Source organism: Rhodococcus sp. IEGM 1330 (assembly GCF_033142445.1).
In the GTDB taxonomy this organism is placed as follows: domain Bacteria; phylum Actinomycetota; class Actinomycetes; order Mycobacteriales; family Mycobacteriaceae; genus Rhodococcoides.
Window position 1 is genome coordinate 177,146 of the sequence record NZ_JAWLSB010000011.1, and the last position, 21,050, is coordinate 198,195.

Below are 21,050 nucleotides of genomic sequence, written 5' to 3' on the forward strand. Positions count from 1 at the left end.
TTTCAGGAGGATTGCAGAGCAGGCTCGGGAGTCGCGGGAACGCGGACCGGGCGGAGGAAGAGGTAGAGGACGACCACGATGTAGAGCACCCACGCGATCGCCTGGAACACAGTGGGTTCGGGCCGGAAATTGAAGATGCCGGCGAGCACGGTGCCGTACCAGCTCGAGGCGTCGAAGTGTGCGGTGATGTCGAAGGCGACGGCACTGCCGCCGGGCAGGATGCCGCCGATCTGCAGTGCGCGGATGCCGTAGGCGAGGATTCCGGCGGCGACCACGATGAGGAATACGCCGGTGTACTTGAAGAACACGGCGAAGTTGATGCGGACGGCACCGAAGTACAGGAACACCGTCAGCACGGCTGCGACGACGATGCCGAGCAGGAGTCCGAGCAGTGGCCACAGGCTGCCGTTGGTGTTCTCGGCGTAGCCGACCATGAGCAATGCGGTTTCGACGCCTTCGCGGCCGACGGCGAAGAACGCCAGCGTCAGTACTGCGGCGGGGCCGACGGTCAGCGCTTTCTCCATGTTCGCGCGCAGTTCGCCGGAGATGTTCTTCGCGGCGGTGCGCATCCACAGCACCATCGCCGTCACGATGACGACGGCCACGAGCGATGCTGCTCCGGCGATGATCTCGGCGGTCAGTCCGGTGACGGTGGACGTGCCGTAATGGATCACGAAGAAGATGGCGGCGACCATGGCGACGGCGAGGCCGACTCCGAGCCAGACCCACTTGAGCGCGTCGCGTCGATCGGCTTTGACGAGGAACGCGACGAGGATCATCACGACGATGCCGGTCTCGAGCCCTTCGCGCAGGCCTATCAAGCCACTGCCGAACATCTGGGTGGCGATCGACGGCGCTGAGCCTGCGGCGGCGAGAAGTGGCATGAATCAGGCTCCTGCGGTGCGTCGAACATTGGTACGCCTTCCCTCGCAAAGGGTAGGCGACCCTCATGTGTGAAGGCTGACCAAAACATACACCCTGCAACCGAGGCCGAATACGCGTTGACCAGGGGTTATCTCGGTCTTTAGCTTTCTATTACCTTGCGTGTGGAGGATGGAGTGGTGATCTCCCGTATCTGCGTGCTCGCCACAGCGTCGGTCCTTCTCGCGTTGACGGCGTGCGGTACCGGCGAACCGAAGCGCGAGATTCCCGAGGGCATCCCGCCCGGACCCGGCACCGAAGTGCCGGCCATCGACTTCAACGCGCCCGGACGGACAGCCGACCTGTTGCTCGCGTGGGCCGAACCCCAGACCGACGCGCTGGGCATCTCGGTGACCGCCCTTGCGTCGTACGGGCACGCTGCGGCGATCATGACCGAGACGGATGCCGACTGCGGAATCGCGTGGACGACCCTCGCCGGCATCGGGTACATCGAGAGTCGGCACGGCACGTACCAGGGTTCGTCGGTCGCACCCGACGGTCTGGTTGCGCCGCCGATTCGCGGAATCCCACTCGACGGCGGACCGGGCGTCGCCGAGATTCCGGACACCGACGGCGGCGTCATGGACGGGGACACCGAGTTCGATCGGGCCATGGGCCCCATGCAGTTCATTCCCGAGACGTGGAAGAAATGGGGCGTCGACGCCAACGGCGATGGCGTCGCCGATCCCGACAACATCGACGACGCGGCGCTGACCGCGGCGCGATACCTGTGTGCACGCGGCGGTGATCTGCGTACCGCGCAGGGCTGGGAGACGGCGTTGATGGCCTACAACCTGTCGGGTCAGTATCTGCGGGATGTGCGTGATCGTGCGGCCGCGTACTCGGTGGGCACCAGGCCGTAGGACCTCCATGCATCGCGGGAGTTACAGGTGAGCGGTTAGTCTTGCACCCGGCACAGTCCGTCGGTACCCGTTTATAGGAGAAGCATTCGTGGCCATCATTGAGCAGGTCGGAGCGCGCGAAATCCTCGATTCTCGTGGCAACCCCACGATCGAGGTCGAGGTCGCATTGGACGACGGGACGCTGAGTCGCGCCGCCGTTCCCTCCGGTGCATCCACCGGTGAGCACGAGGCCGTCGAGCTTCGTGACGGCGGAGACCGCTACGGCGGCAAGGGTGTCGAGAAAGCCGTCAATGCTGTGCTGGACGAGATCGCGCCTGCCGTCATCGGTCTGGACGCCATCGAGCAGCGCACCGTCGACCAGGCCCTGCTGGATCTGGACGGAACGCCCGACAAGTCTCGCCTCGGCGCGAACGCCCTTCTCGGCGTCTCGCTTGCCGTCGCCAAGTCCGCTGCCGAGTCCACCGGACTCGAACTCTTCCGCTACCTCGGCGGCCCCAACGCGCACATCCTCCCCGTTCCGATGATGAACATCATCAACGGTGGCGCGCACGCAGACAGTGGCGTCGACGTGCAGGAATTCATGATCGCCCCCATCGGCGCACCCACCTTCAAGGAATCGCTGCGCTGGGGTGCGGAGGTCTACCACGCACTCAAGTCCGTGCTCAAGGCCAAAGGCCTGGGCACCGGCCTCGGCGACGAGGGCGGCTTCGCTCCCGACCTCGCCGGCACCAAGGCTGCCCTCGACCTCATCCTCGAGGCCATCGGCAAGACCGGCCTCGAGCCGGGTCAGGACGTCGCGCTCGCGCTCGACGTTGCGGCCACCGAGTTCTACACCGCAGGCACCGGCTACGCCTTCGAGCGTGAGACCAAGTCCGCCGAGCAGATGTCGGCGTTCTACGGCGAGCTCGTCGACGCCTACCCGCTGGTCTCCATCGAGGATCCGCTCGACGAGAACGACTGGGACGGCTGGGTTGCGCTCACCGAGGCCATCGGCGACAAGGTGCAGATCGTCGGCGACGACCTGTTCGTCACCAACCCCGAGCGTCTCGAAGACGGCATCGTCAAGGGTGCGGCCAACGCGCTGCTGGTCAAGGTCAACCAGATCGGCACGCTCACCGAGACTCTCGACGCCGTGGATCTGGCGCACCGCAACGGCTACAAGACGATGATGAGCCACCGGTCCGGCGAGACCGAGGACACCACCATCGCTGACCTGGCAGTTGCCGTCGGCAGCGGCCAGATCAAGACCGGTGCTCCGGCTCGAAGCGAGCGCGTTGCCAAGTACAACCAGTTGCTGCGTATCGAAGAAGCTCTGGGTGACGCGGCGCGTTACGCCGGCGAGTTGTCTTTCCCCCGGTTCAATTACGAGGGATAGCGAACAGGCTCGTATGACACGAAGTGGAGAGTGAATGATGGCACGGCGCGGCAGGTCCGGGACCAGTCCAGGTGGACGTGATCCCCGACCCCGCGGCCGTGCCTCCTCTTCGAGTCGGTCCAAGGCCGGGGGCGTCTCTCGCGACGAGAACGCCTCCGGTCGGCAGGCCACCCCACCGGAACCCTCCGAGCAGGTGCGCGACGCGGTCGTCGGCGGCAAGGCCGCGCCGCGGCGCGTCGGTGTTCGTCGGCCCAAGATGCCCGAGCGGACGTTCTTCGGACTGTCCACGGGGCGAGCCGTCGTTCTCGGTGTCGTGGTGTGTGCGCTGGCGTTGACGCTGGCGGTGCCGCTGCGCACCTACTTCTCGCAACGCAGTGAGCTCGAATCCGTGTTGGCCGAACGGCAGGCGCTGGCAGATGACGTGAGCCGCCTGCAGGTTCAGAAGTCTCAACTGGACGAGCCTTCCCGCATAGCCGCCGACGCGCGTCAACGCCTGCGTTTCGTCATGCCGGGGGAGACGCCGTATCAGGTGCAGCTGCCCGGCGACTACTCGCCGAGCTCCGAGGACCTCGCGGTCGACACCACTCCGACGGGACCGTGGTTCACAGAACTGTGGAACACCGCGGTCCAGCCCCAGGGTTCGGATGAGCCCCCGGAGCCGACGTCGGCACCGATGCCTTTAGTACAGCCAGAACCCGCACCGGCCCCGCCGCCGGTGCCAGAACCAGAAGGAGGACCGGTCGGGTGAATTCCTCGGCAGTCTCGCAGGAAGATCTCGATGCGGTCGCATCGCAGCTCGGACGTGAACCGCGTGGCGTACTCGAGATCGCGTACCGATCTCCGGACGGCAGGCCGGGTGTGGTGAAAACCGCCCCGAAGCTGCCCGACGGCACGCCTTTTCCCACCCTGTTCTATTTGACGGATCCGCGGCTGACGGCCGAGGCGAGCCGACAGGAATCGGCCGGGGTGATGCGGGAGATGACCGAGCGTCTCGGTACCGATCCCGAATTGGCCGCATTATACCTGCGTGCTCATCAGTCCTATCTGGCCGAGCGCGACGAGATCGAATCTCTCGGAACGGATTTCACCGGCGGCGGTATGCCCGATCGCGTCAAATGCCTGCACGTGCTCATCGCGCATTCGTTGGCCAAGGGGCCGGGCGTCAACCCACTGGGTGACGAGTCGGTTGCGTTGGCAGCTGAGAACTCGTTGCGCGGCAAGGCAATTCCGGCCGATTGGCCGACCATCGAAGAACTACGTGCGGAGAAACAATGACCAGGGTTGCAGCGATAGATTGCGGCACCAACTCGATCCGCCTGCTCGTCGCCGACAACAACGGCAAGTCGCTCGCCGACGTCTCGCGTGAGATGCGAGTGGTGCGGCTCGGGCAAGGCGTCGACGCGACCGGAGCCTTCGTGCCCGAGGCGATCGAGCGCACCCGGGTGGCATTGGTGGAGTACGCGGAGATCATTCGCAAGACCGGGGCCACCGCGGTACGTATGGTCGCTACCTCGGCCACCCGTGACGCGTCCAATCGAGAGGACTTCTTCTCGATGGTGCGCGAGGTACTCGGCAAGGTGATCCCCGGTGCCGAAGCCGAGGTGATCACCGGTGACGAAGAGGCGCGGTTGTCCTTCGCCGGTGCCGTGGGTGAACTCGACGCTGCTGCAGGGCCTTTCGTTGTTGTCGATCTCGGCGGCGGCTCCACCGAACTGGTGCTGGGCGACGCCAAAGGCGTGAAGTCCGCGTTCTCGGCGAACATCGGCTGTGTGCGCCTGACCGAGCGCTTCTTGCACAGCGACCCGCCCACCGCCGACGAAATCAACGGAGCGCGTGAGTACGCCCGCGAGAAGTTGGCCGAGGCCTTCGAGGAAGTGCCGATCGGCGACGCGTCGAGCTGGGTGGGGGTGGCCGGCACGATGACGACCATCGCGGCCATCGCCAAGGAACTACCCGAGTACGACGCCGATGCCGTGCACCTCTCGCGTGTGCCGTTCGATCAGCTCTTCGAGGTGTGCGAGCGACTGATCGGGATGACCCACACTCACCGAAGTGCGTTGGGCCCCATGCACCCCGGGCGGGTCGACGTCATCGGCGGTGGCGCCATTGTGTGCAGCGTGTTGGCCGAGGAGTTCGAGCGGCGCGGTGCCGTGAGCTCGTTGACGGTCAGCGAGCACGACATCCTCGACGGAATCGCGATGTCGATCAAGATCTGACCTGCAATTCTGCAGATGCGGTCTGCGGCGATGTAGGTTGCATCGCTGCGTGATTCGGTGAAGCCTTACAGGTGCTGTGGCCCACGTCACGGCTCCCTTCGAGGTGAGGACCACCGATGACGTCACCCGCCGACCAGGCTCCGGCCGACCAGGCGCCGGCCGAGAAAGGTCTGGCGCGTGTAGCGCAGATGCTCGCCAGGGGAACCGAGAAGTGGTTTCCCGACGCATACATCTTCGCGCTCGTCGGTGTGGTGGTCGTGGCTGTCGCTGCCTTCGCCAACGGTTCGTCTCCGCAGAATGTGGTCGACGCGTTCGGTAACGGCTTCTGGGATCTGACCGCCTTCACGCTGCAGATGGCGATGGTCGTTCTCACCGGCTACGTCGTGGCCACATCTCCACCGGTCGCCAGATTGATCACCCGATTGGCGCAGGTGCCCAAGAGTTCCAGTAGCGCAGTCAGTTTCGTGGCGTTGCTGTCATGCTCGGTGTCCTTCCTGAACTGGGGACTGAGCCTGGTGTTCGCCGGGCTGCTGGCCCGAGCCATCGCGCGACGTGACGATCTCCGCGTGGATTACAGAGCGCTCGGTGCGGCCGCGTTCATGGGACTCGGAGCCGTGTGGGCGCTGGGAATGTCGTCCTCGGCTGCGCAGTTGCAGGCGACGGCCAGTTCGCTTCCGGCGACGCTGCTTTCGGTCACCGGTGTGCTCGACTTCGGCACCACCATTTTCACGTGGCAGTCGCTTCTGATGTGCGTGATCATCATCGTTCTGACGGTCGTCATCGCACACGTGTCGGCTCCGAAGGGTGCCGCGATCAAGACTGCCGCAGACATGGAGGTCGATCTCGACGACACGGTTTCAGAGCCTGCTCCGCGCAGTCGACCAGGGGAGTGGCTCGAGTACAGCCGTATTCTTCCGCTCTTCGTCGGCGCGATGACGCTGGGATGGCTTGTCTCCCAGCTGTTGACGCTGCCGGTGCTGTCGGTGGTCAGCAGCCTCAACGGATACCTTCTGGTCTTCCTGATGCTCGGGCTCGTACTGCACGGCACCCCGCGGCGCTTCCTCGATTCCGTCAGCAAGGCAGTCCCGGCCACCGCAGGCATCTTGGTGCAGTTCCCGCTGTATGCGGCAATGGCGGCCATGTTGACCAAGGCAGAGGGCAGGGGAGGCGTCACGATCTCCGAGCATCTGGCGACCTTCTTCACTGAGATCGGGTCCGGTGGAGGCTTCGCTGTGGTCATCGCGATCTACACCGTCGTACTCGGACTCTTCGTCCCGTCCGGTGGCGGCAAGTGGCTCGTCGAAGCGCCGTACGTGATGCAGTCGGCGACCGACGTGCAGATGAACCTCGGCTGGACCGTGCAGATCTACAACGTCGCCGAGGCGCTGCCGAACCTGATCAACCCGTTCTTCATGCTGCCACTGTTGGCCGTTCTGGGTCTGCGAGCTCGGGATCTGATCGGATTCACGTTCCTGCAGTTCATCTTTCACTTCCCGGTGGTCCTGTTGCTCGTGTGGCTCCTCGGTATGACCTTCGACTTCGTGCCGCCGGTCATCCCGGCCCAGTAGCAGCCCGATATGATCGTCACCGCTGGAGCGCGACTCCGGCGGTGGCCCCTATAGCCCAATTGGCAGAGGCAGCGGACTTAAAATCCGCACAGTGTCGGTTCGAGTCCGACTGGGGGCACCAGAGTCCATATGAATCCATTCTCGATTGCGGCACAGCGTATTTCGAGGGGCGTCGATGTACTGGGTGGACGCTCGCGGATGTGCATGGACCCCGCGGAGCAGCGGATTCTGTTCGTTGTCACAGAAATCGTGCGTTCGGCCGAGTTTGTGCTGCTCAGAGTGCTTTCCTAGGAGTGGGTATTGCCTCGAGTGTCATGGCTCGGTGTCACAGAATGTCACAAGTCATCACAAACTGGACGCGTGCTGCACGACTCCATCCGTCCATGCAACTGGCTTTGCCGGTGACTCGATCCGTCCCGGCAATGTCATCTGAAAGTGTCATTCGAGTAGATGAAGGGGCCGCCGGCCGAAGTCGAAGGGCACCGGATTTGTCTGGATGGGTCGCTACAGTGCAGGAACTCGCAACGATCAGAACAGAGGTGACTCGGGTGGCGAAGCGTCGGGGTTTTTTCGCGGAGATGCAGCACCAGAACCGGCTACGCGAACAACGTGACCGCCAGCAAGCACGGGCCCACGCGCAGTCGACTGCTCGTGCGGTGCGGTTGTCGGAGAAGGCGCGGCGCGATTGGGAGCGCGCGTGCGCCTCCGCTGACCGCGCGGCGAATCAAGCTTCTGCAGCGGCAGTGAAAGAACGCGCCCGCTTGCACGTGGAGGCGCAACTGGCAGAGGTCGAGGCGCGCAACGCCACCTTGGCAGAGATGTATGAGGCGATCGACGGCATCCTGGCGGCCACGCTGGACGTCGACGATTATGTCGACCTGAACGCTTTACGCCAGGAGATCGAGCATCCGGCGTTCGATCGACCGGATCTGACTACACCGACAACCCCGCCTCTACCTTTACCGTTCCCACCGGAGCCGGTCTACGTCGAACCAGCCGCACCCGAGGGTCTCGGCTCCCTACTGGGGGGACGAAAACGCCGTGTAGCAGCTGTGGAGCAAGCGCAGGCGATGTACTGGCAGCAGAGGCAGGGGTGGGAACAGGCTGTCGCTCAACGCAATCACGCCCAGGAAGTAAACGAGCGCGCGCACGGTGCCGCCGAGGCGAGTCGGCTACTGGCCCTCTCTATCGCTCAGTCCGAGTATGAGGCGGAGTGCGCAGAACGCCGCAAACAGGTAATGCAGGTGAATATCGCGTTGGAACGGCTGATGGTTGGGCTGCAGGAGGGTGAGCCGAATGCGCTCGAAGAGTATGTCTCCATCGTGCTCGGGAATTCGGTGTATCCGGAGTGTTTCGAGGTCCAATACGACTTCTCCTTTCACGGCCCGGATCAGGAACTCGAACTGACTGTTTCGGTTCCCTTGCCTTCGTATTTGCCGACCGAGAAGTCGTTCAAGTACACCAAGGCGACTGACACGATCACCAGCACGCCGCTACCGCTGAAGGCGCGCAAGGATCGTTATGCCACCGCAGTGGCCGAGGTCGCGGTCCGCACCGCCCACGAAATTTTCGAGGCGGACCGTGACGGTGTGATCAGCACGTTGGCGATGACAGTCGGGGTCGACACCGTGGACCCGGCCACTGGCCATCCCACTCGGATCACATTGGTTGAACTGGCGACGGACCGAACCGCCTTCGAGCGGCTCAATCTATCCGGCGTTCAGGCGGCCGCGACGCTCGAGCACTTGAACGCCGGTATATCGAAGAATCCACACGACCTGGTACCCGTGGGCAACACACGGGGAGTTCGCGGGTGAGTTCGTTTCAAAAAAACTTTGTTTGCGACCACGCGTGCAGGCCACGATGACAGGCCCAGACGACACTATCCGGGCTCTCCGAACCACCCTGGTAGCCAAAGAGCGCGAGCTCAACGATCTGTTGGATCGACTCAAAGTGGTCGAGCAAGAACGCGACGAGGCGCGATCGCAAGCTGCGCGACGGGGTTCCTCACCAGCGCCGGCTTCGGGGCCGGTGCCTACTGGCCTGGTGGAGACCGACGACCGGATCGTGTTGCAGGAGGTGGGCATCTACACCTACCAGCACCCCCTGGAGAACGCCGAGCAATTCCGTGAACGGTTGGCCGCGGTTCGTGACGAGATCAAGGCTGCGGTCGTCGGGGGAGAGGCCATAGTCGCGTCGGACATGTTCAGCTTTAACAATTCTCTTGCCAAAGGCCGCAAGATGACGTCGGATCTGTCGAAGCTCATGCTGCGCGCCTACAACGCCGAGGCCGACATCTGTGTTCGTACCATCCGGGCCGGAAACCTTGCGACTGCAGTCAGCCGTCTGGAGAAGGCAGCTGCCACGATCGCGAAGCTCGGAGACATGATGCAGATGCATGTCGCCGAGACCTATCACAGGCTCCGGGTAGAAGAACTCGAGCTCACAGCCGACTACATGATGAAAGTGCAGGAAGAAAAACTCGCTCAACGCGAGGAGCGCGAACGTCTCCGAGAGGAACGCAAGGTCGAGCTGGAATTGGCCGCGCAGCGGGAGAAGCTCGACAAGGAACGAGCGCATTATCAGAACGTGCTTGACTCCCTGGCCGGCCGCACCGATGAGGAGGCTCAGCGTATTCGAGACAAGTTGGGCGAACTCGACCAGGCCATCGCGCAGAACGACTATCGACGTGCCAATATTCGCGCCGGCTATGTTTACGTGATCAGCAACCGCGGTGCATTCGGACCGGATGTGGTCAAGATCGGTATGACGCGGCGGCTCGAACCGATGGATCGGGTCCGCGAATTGGGGAGCGCCTCGGTACCGTTCCCATTCGATGTGCACGCGTTGTATTTCTCCGACGACGCCGTTGCCCTAGAGGGAGCACTTCACGCGGCTTTCGCGACTCGTCGACTGAACCACGCGAATCTCCGGCGTGAATTCTTCTTCGCCGAGCCTAGCCAAGTGCGAGAGGTGTTGGCTCGAAAGGTGGGTAACCTTTTGGAGTACACAGAAGAACCCGAAGCTACACAATATTTCCAGAGTCGTGGTTCCTGGCCGACCAGGGTGCTGTCGTGGCCGGAAGAGTAATCAAGACTTCGGCCGGGGTAAAAGAACTGACGCGGGTCGACTTGTGTAGGCGCGACCTGGGTCAGTGCAGATGAAGAGCTGATCGATTTCTACGACGCGTTCGCTCTCTTCTCCTACATACATCGTTGGCTCGACTCAATTCAAAGGCTGACAACACGAGGTGGCAACTGATGACTGAATTGACCGCTCTCAGGCTCTGGGATGACAACCCAAGCATCATTGATCTGCTCGGATTCGACGCGGTCGTGGAGCCCATCGTCGAGGCGATCGGCACGGTCGATGTCGATCCACTTGCAATCGGCGTCCACAGCCCTTGGGGCGGCGGAAAATCCACAGTTCTGAACCTCCTGGAAAAGCGTCTGGAAACCGGCAGCCGCTACGTCGTCATTCGGACTGACCCTTGGCAATACGACAACCATGACGACGTGCGGGGGTCACTGATCGCGGAGGTTCTAGATCAGCTCGGCTCGATCTTCAACGATGACGGAGCGATCAAGGGCCGCATAACTGATCTGGTTAAGCGCATCAGCTGGACACGCGTGGGACTTGCTCTTGGCAAGGGCTCGCTCACCATGCAATGGAATCCCGATGAGTTGATCGACGCGTTTACGCCGAGGGGACGCTCTGACGCCAAGTCGATGGCTGGATTCAAAGACTCTTTCAACACACTCGTGAGGGGTCTTCCGAACATCGACCGAGTCGTCGTGCTCGTTGACGATCTGGACCGCTGCCTGCCCCCCGCGGTGATGGCGACCCTCGAAGGGATCAAGCTCTTCCTGGCGGTACCAAAGATGGTCTTCGTGATCGCTGCCGATCAGGAGATGGTTCGAGACTCCATCGCCGTCAGCCTCGGCGAGACAAACCGCAGCGGCGCCTTCGCGACTCGATACCTGGAGAAGATTGTCCAACTGCCGGTGACACTTCCGAGACTCGCGACGGCCGACGCCGAGGCATACATCGGGCTGCTGCTCGCGCGCACCGAGGGGGCGGACGAGGCGCAACTCGAAACGCTCACGCTGCATTGCTCCGATCGAAGGCAACAGGGGTTGGCTCCGCTGCTGGGTGACCTTGGCAACCTGTCCTGGACACCGAGCCAAGAAACCCTGGACCTCTCGGCCCAATTGGCCGAAGGACTCTCCTCTGACAGGCTGGCCAATCCCCGCCAGATCAAGCGCTTCCTGAATGCGTTCGGCGTGCGGTCAATGGTCGCGCAATCTCGAAGAGTCATTATCACAACCGCGGTTCTCATGAAAATGCTGCTGCTGGAGGACCTTCACCGCGCGTCATTCGAGACCTTGGCGGCCACGGCCAAGTCTGACCGCACCGCGCTGCTTACAGATTGGGAAGCGTGGGCCAATGGAGATGAGGATGTCAACTGTCCTGACAAGATCAGCGAGGAAACTCGCTACTGGGCAGCAAGCGAACCATCACTCGCCAGCCTTGACCTTGGCCTCTATCTTGACCTGGCTGCCTCGCTCCTCAACGTCCGTGCAGGCGAGGAGACCAGCGACGCTGTGATCCGGCTGATCAGTAGCCTTCTTGGCAACGGCACTGCCGCGCGGGAAGCGGCCCTGGTCGAGTTAACCGCACTGGGCGAAGCCGAGCAGCGGACCGCAATGGAATTCGCCCTGAGGCAGGGACGGCGCTTGGACGATTTGGACGTCCTCTTCGAGATGGCGATCAAATGGTCCGATACGACGCCCAACCTGGTGGATTTGGTCATTGAGGCCGCCGGTGAGCTACTCCATCGTCTGACGACGGGCACCGTGGTCAATATGAATGGTGCCGCGCTCAAGGCGCATTATCTCCCGACAATTCAACGACTCGCCAACGACGACCGGATCGACAGCATGGTCGCTGAAGCCGCCAGGATGGAAATAGAGAGCGCGAATGGGAACTAATGGCGCGTTCGGCGGGAGCGATGCGGCCGCTTGGAACCAAGCTCGGGACCAGTGGACGTCGCTTGGCGACTCAACGGGCGGCAGCACTGGGCCAGCAGGAGACGATGTCCCGCCGCAGTCCGAAGGAGACTCCGCCTACGACCCACTAATTTCGGCCATCGCAGGAGCCCTGATCGGCGAAGACCCTGATGCGCGACGCCCTTCGGTACCAATCTTTTCCCTATCGGCGACGCTCCCCCGTCGCGGCGGCGGCCGCGGCGGCGGGGGAGGAGGAGGTGCTGGAGGCGGAACGGGGGGCTCCGGCGGAGGGTCCTCAAGCAGAGGTCGCCGCGTTACGTCCCAGGCCGCTCGGGGCGGAAACGCGATCGGCGCGGCCACCGCATACCGCGATCGCGACGCCGCGACTCTCGCTGGCTACGGCCTTAGTCTGGAAGAACTGGACGCCCTGTCGCCCAGAATGCGTTACTCACGAATCCTAGATATCGCCATCGGGCAGGCCGGCCACCCGGACGAACAGGCAATGCGCCAGGCTTCCCTCGAACAGATCAAGACTCTCCTCGCGGGAGGCCCGGAAGCAATGAATGTGACCGGGCTTGAAGCGGTCCGAAACTTCATCGGAGAACTCACAATTCGTCTTGGCCTCATAGAGTTGCGAGACCAGATACTTGCCAACACTGTCACCGCAAAGCAGGCCCATCAGCGCGAGACCGGCCTTCGTCAATGGGTCAAAGCTAAAGTCGCGAAACTCGACCTAGGCAAGTACGGTGCCGTCTCAACACGAGACTTCCACCAGGTTGCTCGACAGATGAGCGCTGACGTCCTGCGACTTCTGAAAGGCGAATGACCATGTCAGCATCGGGCGCCTACTCCGTGCGAGCGCAAGGCAACGAAGATTTCGACGTTGGCGGCTACACCACCTTCGAATGGCCATCCAAGCCAGGCCGCACGAACTCCGTCGTGTCAGACCTCGCTTGGAATCTGGCCCCTCTGCACAACCTTGACCCAGAAGTCGCGGACCTCATTCACATCGCCGCTGGCGCATACATGGCAGACCGAAGCACCGCCCGCGGAGCCCGCTTCAGTCGAGACATCGCACTCCAAGTTGCTGTGCTTGCCCCAGACTCATGGACCGGCGACCTTCTCGACACGACCGCGGACCTCCTAGGCTGGCTTACCGGCGACAGCTGGAATCTCACTGTCACCACAGGACCCGAGGTTAATTTCGACGAGACGCTAAAGATCGCGCACAGTGGGCCGGTAAGCCTCCTTAGCGGCGGTCTCGATTCATACCTGGGCGCGATCACGTTACTGAAATCCGGAGCCAGTCCGTCTTTCGTTGGACACAAGGACACCGCGACCTCAATCCGCGGAGCTCAGACGGCTGTAGGGACCTGGCTTGGACAGGCGTTTGCTCCTGCGCCCTCATATTCCAGATTTCAACTCGCGCAGGCCACCCGACGCCACGAGCCGAGCAGCCGAAGCCGCGCCTTCCTGTTCCTCAGCCTCGGGATTGCGGTTGCCAGCAGCATTGGTGCGAAAAGCCTAATCGTTCCCGAGAATGGCTATACAGGGATCAACCTGCCGCTACGCCCAAACCGCGGTGGCGCCCTCTCCACACGGTCGACTCATCCCGAGACCTTCCGACGAGTCGCAGAAATTTTGGCTCGACTCGACGTCAACGTCACCATCTCGAACCCTTTCGAGTGGATGACCAAAGGCGAGGCGATGGAGAGTGTTCGCGATCTCCGCCCACCGGACGGCTGGAAGGTAACGGCAGCGGCGACTCTCTCGTGCAGCAAACTCGGGGGAAATTGGTTCGCGGGCTCGCCGAACTTCAACTGTGGACTATGCGTGCCGTGTATGGTCCGCCGCGCGACTTTCATCAAAGCGAAAGTTGAAGACGACACCCCGTACCTCTTCCAAGCTATTTCGGGGGCGCATCTCAGCGACCTTGTCAACGCTCGACGAGGTGACATCGAGGCGGTTCGCTATGCGATCGAGGCTGGCGTCGACATTGACGCCATCGACTCCGGAACCTGGCCGGCCGACTACGACCTTGACCGCGTCGAAAGCCTTGTACAGCGAGGTCTTGATGAGCTGGCGATGCTGGAGCTCCCATGACGATGAATTCACTTGGGCTTCCGAGCTTGGACTGCCACGCCCACATCTCACCTGACGTGACCCGACCCCAACTCGACACCATCGGCCATGCGCACGTCTTCGCGGTCACTCGCAGTCTCTCTGAGGCCGAGAAAGTAGCAGCACGCCTCGATCACCGCCTCACTTGGGGGATAGGTGTACACCCCGGAGTTGCCACCGCGCGTGCGAGCTACGACCCAGACACATTCCGTCAGCTACTTCCCCGGTTTGCCCTGGTAGGCGAAGTTGGCCTTGACCGACGTGGAGGCCGCGGTGAGCAAGAACAGATACTGTCCGATGTTCTCGCCGCCTGCGCAGACCGGCCGGTCTTTATATCAATCCACTCGACAGGGCGCACCGGCGAAGTCATCGACCTGGTGAAGCGTCGACCTCACCCCGGTGTGATCCTTCACTGGTTCTTGGGTACACCAGATGAACTAGTGCAAGCGATCGCGGCGGGTATGTATTTCTCCGTTAACAATGCAATGAGCGAGGAACGTCTTCAGGCTCTGCCGCGCGATCGGGTGCTAACTGAGACCGACTTTCCCGCGCGGCAGGTGCGAGCGCGAGCACCGGGCGAAACCCAGCCGATAGAGAGTCGCCTGGCGCGGGTCTGGCGGATGCCAGAGGAGCTTGTGCGGTACCAGCTTTGGACAAATCTGAAGCGACTTGCTCTTGCCTCTGGGGCGATCGATGCCCTCTCAGACTCAGTGGCGGATACGCTCCTGGCGATCTGACCAGACACAAGCGTAGGTGCACCGAGAGCACTCGGGGTGAGTCGCGATGGGCTCTCCTATTGTCCGTCAGCTGGATTGGGTCGTAGGGGAGCTCAGTAAGCTGCTGGAATGACGATTCTGAGGTTCATTAATAATCGGTTGGACGAGGCAGAGCTCAATCTGCGGGAACGGACCGGTGAAGACGGGTTTCCTGAGCATAGCGACTTCGGGACATTCCGAAGGATGGCGCGAGACATTGAGGCTCGTACTGGCGATGACCTAATCGGCGACGACACTCACGATGCGATTCTTAAGCTCATCGCGGGACATTGGTCAGAGCATGACGACTTTGAGCGTGCGTGGTTCATCGATAAGTGAAAGAGCCGGTGGTGTGCGGGCCCAAGTTTGCGCCTTGTGACTTGGCTGCGCGGAGTACTGATACGACAGCAGTTCGAACTCGTCGTAGTACCGGCGACCTGTGAGCCGACAGGTGGCGTCACTGAGTATCACCGCGACGGCCTTCTCGGCCGGCTCCGTAAAACCAAGACGGACCAAGCGGGTCGCCGGGCGGCGAAATTCAGGCTGCACAACGACAGTGACGAAACACGCCCGCTCGACACCGAAGCGCGGTTGGGTCACACAGACGCACTTGCCTACTGACCCAGGCCGATGTCGGTTTGCGACGAATGAGTCTCGTTGCCACGAGTCCGCACAGTCTGTCGATGCGGCATGGCGCTCTCCGTCCACCCGATACCGTGGCTGTCCGGCACCGATCGGGACTGTCCGGTGTCGGAGGATCGGCGGCAGTTCGGTGTCACGAGAGTGTCACAAGTCGGTACGATCGACGATGGACTCGTCCAGACGACAATGCACGAAAAGCGTTGCAAATAAACAAATATCGAGTCCAGTATGGTTCAGGTTAATCCACTTCTAGGGACTTAAAATTCGCACAGTGCCGGTTCGAGTCCGACTGGGGGCACCAGAGTCCATATGGATCCAGATTTCTGAACCAAGACAGTGATTTTCGGGTGGTAGCGTGGACTTCGGTGGCCAGCCATGGATCTGAGTGGACCACTGAGGCAGCGGATTTCAGATCCGCGGAATTCGCCGATTCTATGGGCTTAGAATAGTATTTCCGCAGTTCAGGGGCTTAAGGCCCGTTGGTCTTGGCGCCCGGTGTCACAACGCTGTCACAACTGCCTCATGAGCATTCAGATGGACGTGGATCGACGTGCGTGGACACGCCGGTTTCTTGCTTCGTCCACCATCGGCTAGATACAGCAGGAACTCCCGACATGAGCCCCGCCCAGCTGAGAATTCAGGGTCAGATGCGCCCCTCGGAGGTCGGGCACGTAAATTGCACTTTCCGCATCTGCTCGGCTGAAACGCCAGCTCAGCACAGTTTTTGCTACGCAGGCGTGTCGGAGACGTGCGTTCGGCTGCCTAAATGGACTTTCGACCAGGCCGGATACCTGCTGTTGGCTCTCCTGAGAGCCCTACCGCTCCAGCCTCGTCTGGCTGTGGAGCCGCAGATACCGCCTGCGGTCGCCGCACGCATCGCGGGCGCGGTGCAGTCGTCCCGGTCGAAGGGCGCCCGGCGGACGTATGTGACGGCGTGGCGTCGGTTCTTCGGGTGGTGCGAGCGGGAGGGGCATGTCGCGTTGCGGGCACACCCGGTCACCGTCGCCGCGTACCTTGTCGATGCCGCCGAAACCCGCACAGAGACGGGGGACGGGCCCACGCCGTCACCACCTTCGGCACGTGGATCGCGGCCATCAACAACAGCACCGCACCACCGGGCACCTGTCCCAAACGGCGCACGAGCTCTTACCGCAATGCTGTCCGGGATCCGCCGCGAGTACGCCACCGGGGGAGCCCCGCCGCTGAATCGGAGAGCCCCGCTATTGGTCGACGACATCGAGATCCTCGTCGAGACCGCGCGAGGGCGGTGTCCCGGCTGGGCCGACAACGTGCTTGAACGCCGCGATTCCGCGATCCTGCTGCTCGGCTTCGACGGTGCCTTCCGTCGCAGCGAGTTGTCGGACTTGGTGTGCGGCGACGTCACGGTGCATCGCCTCGACGGCCTACACGTCCGACTGCGATAGTCGACGACCGACCAGCAAGGCCGGGGTGCGGTGAAGGCTCTGTCGTACAGCGAGTCTCACGAGACCTGCCCACCCTGCGCCTACCTCAGCTGTGGGTACAGGTTGTCGTCACCGCCTACGACGCCGGCGGCTGCCCGTCGGTCATCCGGCTAATCTCCGCAAGCGGGAACCGTTCGTCGACCATATGTGCCGCGGGAGAGTGCCCCGCTTCGCTGCGCGTGCGCCATCGCTGCGGACCGTCGCGAAGAACGGGAACCTTGGTGCCGCACCTGTCCGGGGCGGCAATCCACAAGACCGTCCGGTGCCGCGCCGAGCAGGCCGGGTACGACCCCACCACGCTGACCAAGCTCGGCGGACATTCGCTGCGTGCCGGGTTCATCACCCAGGGTACCCGCAACGGTGCCGACGGCTCCGCCATCGCTTGGCAAACCGGGCACTCCCGCCTTGACTCAGTCGAGGTCTATCGGCGCGAAACACGCACCGCTGGTGGGTAACGCAGTAAAGAGCATAGGCATGCAGCGGTAAATGCGCTGAATCAGGTTGCAGTGCAGTCTTTTCAGATTCAGGATGTTCTGACAAATCGAGCCTGGCCTGGCTATGCGCATCACGGATCATGAAAACCAGAATGGTTTGTCTCCACGTAAATTTTTTAAGCCAGTGTGGTTTCTGTCCTCCTAACGGCGGTTACGGTCGGGGCGTTTCGGCGGATCTTCCGGCGTATTGCCGCGGGAACTTAGTCGTTGTTCGACTTCACAAAGCTGCTGTTGTAAACGATCCTGACCCTGATAGTTTGGATGTACAGGGATAGTGCAATAAAAAGCATCTTCTATGCGCAGATATTCAATGAATTCCGCTGTCCGCTTTCTCCAGTCAGTATGACGATAAGCCTGCAACCGCTCGTACACAGATTCATTTATAATTGGCGTGACCTCAGTCATGGCTGAAAGATATTCATCACCACCCGTCGCCCACCGCAGATGAAGAAGGCCGGAATCTGTTACTTCTATGAGCGTGCAATCGTCGATACTTTGGACCGTTGGGTCGTAGTTCTGTATCAACCCGGTCTTTAGCATAAAATCGAGATAAAGATCGACGGGGCGTGAGGGCAAGCCCATACCTGTAAGATATGCGCGAACACTGTCAACGTGAATAGAACGCCCTTCATGTTCTTTATCTGGAACGTCTCTTAGTAGAGTCAAAATTCGAACGCCGAGCAAGGGAGATGTTGTGACGTTGGTGTGCAAGTCAAAGATATTTTGCACGAAGTCATGTTGTTCTGCGGGGTAGACTTCGTAACCTTGGCGAATAATAGCTTTGTCGATGCGCCATCGCGGGATTGTGAGCGAACCTGCGGAAATATAGGTTGCGACAAGCTGGTCGACCTCGATGTGAGGTGAGACCATGGTTTTCCGTACCAGATCCAGCGTTCGCCGAATATCAAAGTTCGCCAGAGCGCCGACCGTACGCGACACGTTTGGCATATCCAGAAAAATGCGCTGCATTGTTTTTGCGAATCCGTTCAGATCTTTTACGGAAAGGCTGATTCCATGCTTGACAAAGTAGTCGGACTGGGGTCGCAGCTTTTCATGCTCAACTTTCGCATCAATAAATTCGATACGTTTTCGTATTACGTCGCCGATCTGCGGCGTGGGCAGAAAAAGAGACGTGACTTCAAACGACTGTAACGCGCCATGCTTCGACAATTGCCAGCTTGTACGGTCTGTTATTGGCATTATCACGAGGCAGGCCGATTTTTCATATAGCGATCGCGCATATTGATAGACGTGCTGCTGAAATTCGATATCGAAGTGATCAGCGTTGTCTATCACCACTACAGGCAACGATCTCCGCTGGGTGCGCACATGACGGATTAGTCCTTGTAAGTACGTGTGCGGATCGTTCGTTCGCAGTGCGTCAATGCGGCTTCCGAACTCTTGGTGGAACTCCTCCCTATCTCGAGCATACATAGTACTGTAGGGGCCTTTTGAGAGTCTTTTGTATTCATCGAAAAACATTCCCTGGAGTTCGGCGAATGTCGGGCTGTCAGGAAATATTGCCGATTCGGCAGAAGCGACGATCCGTTTGTTTAGCCATGTAACGACCGAACGTGAGTCTCCGGGATTGTCTTTCATGTCGATTCGAATGACGATGCAACGCTCGGCAACATCTTTTGGCAGCACGACCTTGAAGAAGCGATCGACAAATGTGCTTTTTCCCGAGCCCTTGGTTCCTACGAGTAGAACAAACTCTCGCCTGTCCAACTCCTGTCCACGAGAGATGGCGGCTGTGAGCGCTGCAGCATGTGTGGTCTCTATGGGTTGAACCTGCGCGAGCAGGTCGCTAGCAATGCGTACGATCCGATGGTCGGCCAGTCGGCTCTCCGGAGACTCTACGAAGCATTCGTAGACCATCTCATCATCCCCTTCGCCGCCGAGTCTCTGAAAAAACTCAGACATGGTGCGGTCCAAGTCCTTGGAAAGCTCACCAGATGGCTTTAAACGCGCGCTTCCTGCCCTTCGGAGGGCGCGACTGAAGATTGACGTCCGGATTGGCTGTCCCTCTGCCTCCTGGAAGTGGGGGCGATAGACCAGGCCATTGACAGAGGGTTTGGCAAGAAGATCATAAAAAAGTCCAAACTTGACCTCTAACTCTGTCAGACTTGGGAACACATACGCCATTCCTTCCAGCGTCTCAGATCCGTCGCCAAGCCTATTTCCTCGGTATACAATCCATTCGAGTCCATTCGTCACGCATGCAAGTTCTGAACTATTCATCGCGCAATACAGAATTCCTTGACGAATGCCTTCGCTGGCTGCTGGAGTTTTAAAAACTGGACCGTTCAGCTTGTACGCTTGCCCTGCCGCTTTCGACCGACACCCTAGATCGCGACCGTCGCGTTTGGCCTCGACCACCATACGAGACTTTCCTGCTATAGAGAGTACGTAATCGGCGTAGCCGTCTCCGCTCTTCTTCTCGCATCGGATGTCAGAGCGGTCCCAGTTCAGAACTTCGATTAGCAGGCGGTCAATGACTTGTAATCTTGCATCCGCTTCAGTACCGCGCCCTGTCAATGATTCAACCAGCTGAGGAAGAATTTGTTGATACTTCGCAAACGCAACGTCTAGAGGTTCCATTTTAGTTCCTATTACTATGCGGTTTCGCTTCAACCTAGATTTGTTGCGTCTTACTTCACGTACTTGAGCCATGGGATTGTCGCGCTCCCATTTGGCTACGACCTTGCTGATTCGTGAGCGTGGCGCTACCGGCTATGTGGCGAGCGAACGGGTCAGAAAACCTTTGTGCACGGGTAAGCCCAGTCATCCGTCGTCGGGGATGAAGGGCGATGACATCGTCGGCACAGACCGAGCATAGTCCGCATACCGAGGTTGCATGGTGCATCTTGTCTCATGACCGCGGTTCAGGTCGTGCCGCTTGTACGATTCAACGCTGGGGCGCGGGGTGGCCAACTGTTGTATTTCGGCGAAGTCGACGCCGTATTCGTCGGCCATACGTTGGTGGTTATGTCGTCGCGACGGGGGTCGCAATGAAGCCTGGATAAGCAGACCACTCGCACACCCACCGGGGCGGCGGTGGGTGTATGCGTAGTCGCCCCAAGATCACTTCCACCTGTGGTTTCATGTTTGATAGGCATACCGCAGCAATGCTGCTTCGTGGGTATCGACGGTGCACCGTCCCCTTGACCGTATACAGAACCACTCAACCGCGTAGAGCGCTACCCACGGAACCTTGGAACGAATTAACCAGAGTCAGCAGCCGTAGAAGTCGCAGGGGTCGGTAGTGCAACTACGCCTGAACCACGCCAACCTCAGGCGAGATTTTTCTGCGCAGAACTGGCGCAAGTACGGACAGTGCCACCCCAGCAAGTCGGTCTCCTGCTGGAATGCAACGAAGAACCCGATGTCGTTCAGTGCTTTCAGAGCCGCGGAAACTGCCGAGGGAAGTGACCAGATTGACCGCAGAGCCAACCGTAGTAGGTATGTTCGCCGGGTCCGGAGTTCAGATGATGTGGCGTTTCCAGAAGTCATCTTCTGCCCATCCCGTGGGAATTCCCATCCCCTCTAGTGGTGTGTCTCCAAATTATTTGACTTTTGCTAATGCGACGCGACCGCGAGCGACTTTCTCGAGGATGGATTCG

16 protein-coding genes and 1 tRNA gene are annotated in these 21,050 nt (G+C 60.7%); 13 read left to right on the forward strand and 4 right to left on the reverse strand.

Features of this window, described 5'->3' with window-relative positions; all coding sequences use genetic code 11:
• Positions 1-2: 2 nt before the first annotated feature.
• The gene (efeU, locus tag R4P57_RS22955; RefSeq protein ID WP_317805162.1) at positions 3-884 is read right to left on the reverse strand and encodes an iron uptake transporter permease EfeU; all 882 of its coding nucleotides are present in this window, start codon (positions 882-884) and stop codon (positions 3-5) included.
• A gap of 177 nt (positions 885-1,061) precedes the next feature.
• On the opposite strand from efeU, the gene R4P57_RS22960 reads away from it, so the two are divergent.
• From R4P57_RS22960 to R4P57_RS23005, 10 genes are all read left to right on the forward strand, one after another.
• Positions 1,062-1,784 (forward strand): lytic transglycosylase domain-containing protein, encoded by a 723-nt coding sequence (locus tag R4P57_RS22960; RefSeq protein WP_128645303.1) that lies wholly within the window; start codon positions 1,062-1,064, stop codon positions 1,782-1,784.
• 88 nt (positions 1,785-1,872) lie between these two features.
• Complete coding sequence (eno, locus tag R4P57_RS22965; protein ID WP_317805163.1) at positions 1,873-3,159, forward strand: phosphopyruvate hydratase; 1,287 nt, start codon at positions 1,873-1,875, stop codon at positions 3,157-3,159.
• A gap of 34 nt (positions 3,160-3,193) precedes the next feature.
• Entirely contained in the window at positions 3,194-3,907 is a 714-nt protein-coding gene (locus R4P57_RS22970) for an FtsB family cell division protein (protein ID WP_317805164.1), read from the forward strand.
• Positions 3,904-4,434: a DUF501 domain-containing protein gene (locus R4P57_RS22975; RefSeq protein WP_317805165.1), complete on the forward strand. Its 531-nt coding sequence runs from the start codon at positions 3,904-3,906 to the stop codon at positions 4,432-4,434. The genes R4P57_RS22970 and R4P57_RS22975 overlap by 4 nt, the downstream gene beginning before the upstream one ends.
• Entirely contained in the window at positions 4,431-5,375 is a 945-nt protein-coding gene (locus R4P57_RS22980) for a Ppx/GppA phosphatase family protein (protein WP_317805166.1), read from the forward strand. Before R4P57_RS22975 ends, R4P57_RS22980 begins: the two co-directional genes overlap by 4 nt.
• Positions 5,376-5,491: 116 nt before the next feature.
• On the forward strand, positions 5,492-6,943 hold the full coding sequence (locus tag R4P57_RS22985) for a short-chain fatty acid transporter (protein ID WP_317805167.1): 1,452 nt from the start codon (positions 5,492-5,494) through the stop codon (positions 6,941-6,943).
• A gap of 44 nt (positions 6,944-6,987) precedes the next feature.
• A tRNA-Leu gene (locus R4P57_RS22990) sits at positions 6,988-7,064 on the forward strand.
• A 427-nt stretch (positions 7,065-7,491) separates the two neighbouring features.
• The gene (locus tag R4P57_RS22995) at positions 7,492-8,760 is read left to right on the forward strand and encodes a hypothetical protein (protein ID WP_317805168.1); all 1,269 of its coding nucleotides are present in this window, start codon (positions 7,492-7,494) and stop codon (positions 8,758-8,760) included.
• A 229-nt stretch (positions 8,761-8,989) separates the two neighbouring features.
• Positions 8,990-10,033: a DUF4041 domain-containing protein gene (locus R4P57_RS23000; protein ID WP_317805169.1), complete on the forward strand. Its 1,044-nt coding sequence runs from the start codon at positions 8,990-8,992 to the stop codon at positions 10,031-10,033.
• Positions 10,034-10,203: 170 nt separating this feature from the next.
• The gene (locus R4P57_RS23005) at positions 10,204-11,934 is read left to right on the forward strand and encodes a P-loop NTPase fold protein (RefSeq protein WP_317805170.1); all 1,731 of its coding nucleotides are present in this window, start codon (positions 10,204-10,206) and stop codon (positions 11,932-11,934) included.
• Positions 11,935-12,409: 475 nt separating this feature from the next.
• Here the strand turns inward: R4P57_RS23005 and R4P57_RS23010 are convergent, their stop codons facing one another.
• Positions 12,410-12,655, reverse strand: a complete 246-nt coding sequence (locus R4P57_RS23010; RefSeq protein ID WP_317805171.1) for a hypothetical protein — start codon at positions 12,653-12,655, stop codon at positions 12,410-12,412.
• Between the two features lie 125 nt (positions 12,656-12,780).
• On the opposite strand from R4P57_RS23010, the gene R4P57_RS23015 reads away from it, so the two are divergent.
• Complete coding sequence (locus R4P57_RS23015) at positions 12,781-14,055, forward strand: 7-cyano-7-deazaguanine synthase (RefSeq protein WP_317805172.1); 1,275 nt, start codon at positions 12,781-12,783, stop codon at positions 14,053-14,055.
• A gap of 2 nt (positions 14,056-14,057) precedes the next feature.
• Positions 14,058-14,810: a TatD family hydrolase gene (locus R4P57_RS26845; protein ID WP_411742420.1), complete on the forward strand. Its 753-nt coding sequence runs from the start codon at positions 14,058-14,060 to the stop codon at positions 14,808-14,810.
• A 312-nt stretch (positions 14,811-15,122) separates the two neighbouring features.
• Here R4P57_RS26845 and R4P57_RS23020 read toward each other — a convergent pair whose 3' ends face one another.
• Complete coding sequence (locus R4P57_RS23020; protein ID WP_317805174.1) at positions 15,123-15,428, reverse strand: hypothetical protein; 306 nt, start codon at positions 15,426-15,428, stop codon at positions 15,123-15,125.
• 1,196 nt (positions 15,429-16,624) lie between these two features.
• Between R4P57_RS23020 and R4P57_RS23025 the strand changes: the two genes are divergently transcribed.
• A complete protein-coding gene (locus tag R4P57_RS23025) occupies positions 16,625-16,894 on the forward strand; it encodes a hypothetical protein (protein WP_317805175.1) in 270 nt (89 codons plus the stop codon).
• Positions 16,895-17,568: 674 nt separating this feature from the next.
• Here R4P57_RS23025 and R4P57_RS23030 read toward each other — a convergent pair.
• Positions 17,569-20,028, reverse strand: coding sequence for an AAA family ATPase (locus tag R4P57_RS23030; protein ID WP_317805176.1), 2,460 nt, complete (start codon positions 20,026-20,028; stop codon positions 17,569-17,571).
• Positions 20,029-21,050 lie beyond the last annotated feature (1,022 nt).

Coding starts and splice junctions, on each gene's coding strand:
- R4P57_RS23015 (WP_317805172.1), top strand. CDS start 12,781: ATGTCAGCATCGGGCGCCTACTCCGTGCGAGCGCAAGGCAACGAAGAT.
- R4P57_RS22970 (WP_317805164.1), top strand. CDS start 3,194: ATGATGGCACGGCGCGGCAGGTCCGGGACCAGTCCAGGTGGACGTGAT.
- R4P57_RS23005 (WP_317805170.1), top strand. CDS start 10,204: ATGACTGAATTGACCGCTCTCAGGCTCTGGGATGACAACCCAAGCATC.
- efeU (WP_317805162.1), bottom strand. CDS start 884: ATGCCACTTCTCGCCGCCGCAGGCTCAGCGCCGTCGATCGCCACCCAG.
- R4P57_RS22980 (WP_317805166.1), top strand. CDS start 4,431: ATGACCAGGGTTGCAGCGATAGATTGCGGCACCAACTCGATCCGCCTG.
- R4P57_RS23030 (WP_317805176.1), bottom strand. CDS start 20,028: ATGGAACCTCTAGACGTTGCGTTTGCGAAGTATCAACAAATTCTTCCT.
- R4P57_RS26845 (WP_411742420.1), top strand. CDS start 14,058: ATGAATTCACTTGGGCTTCCGAGCTTGGACTGCCACGCCCACATCTCA.
- R4P57_RS23025 (WP_317805175.1), top strand. CDS start 16,625: ATGCTGTCCGGGATCCGCCGCGAGTACGCCACCGGGGGAGCCCCGCCG.
- R4P57_RS22985 (WP_317805167.1), top strand. CDS start 5,492: ATGACGTCACCCGCCGACCAGGCTCCGGCCGACCAGGCGCCGGCCGAG.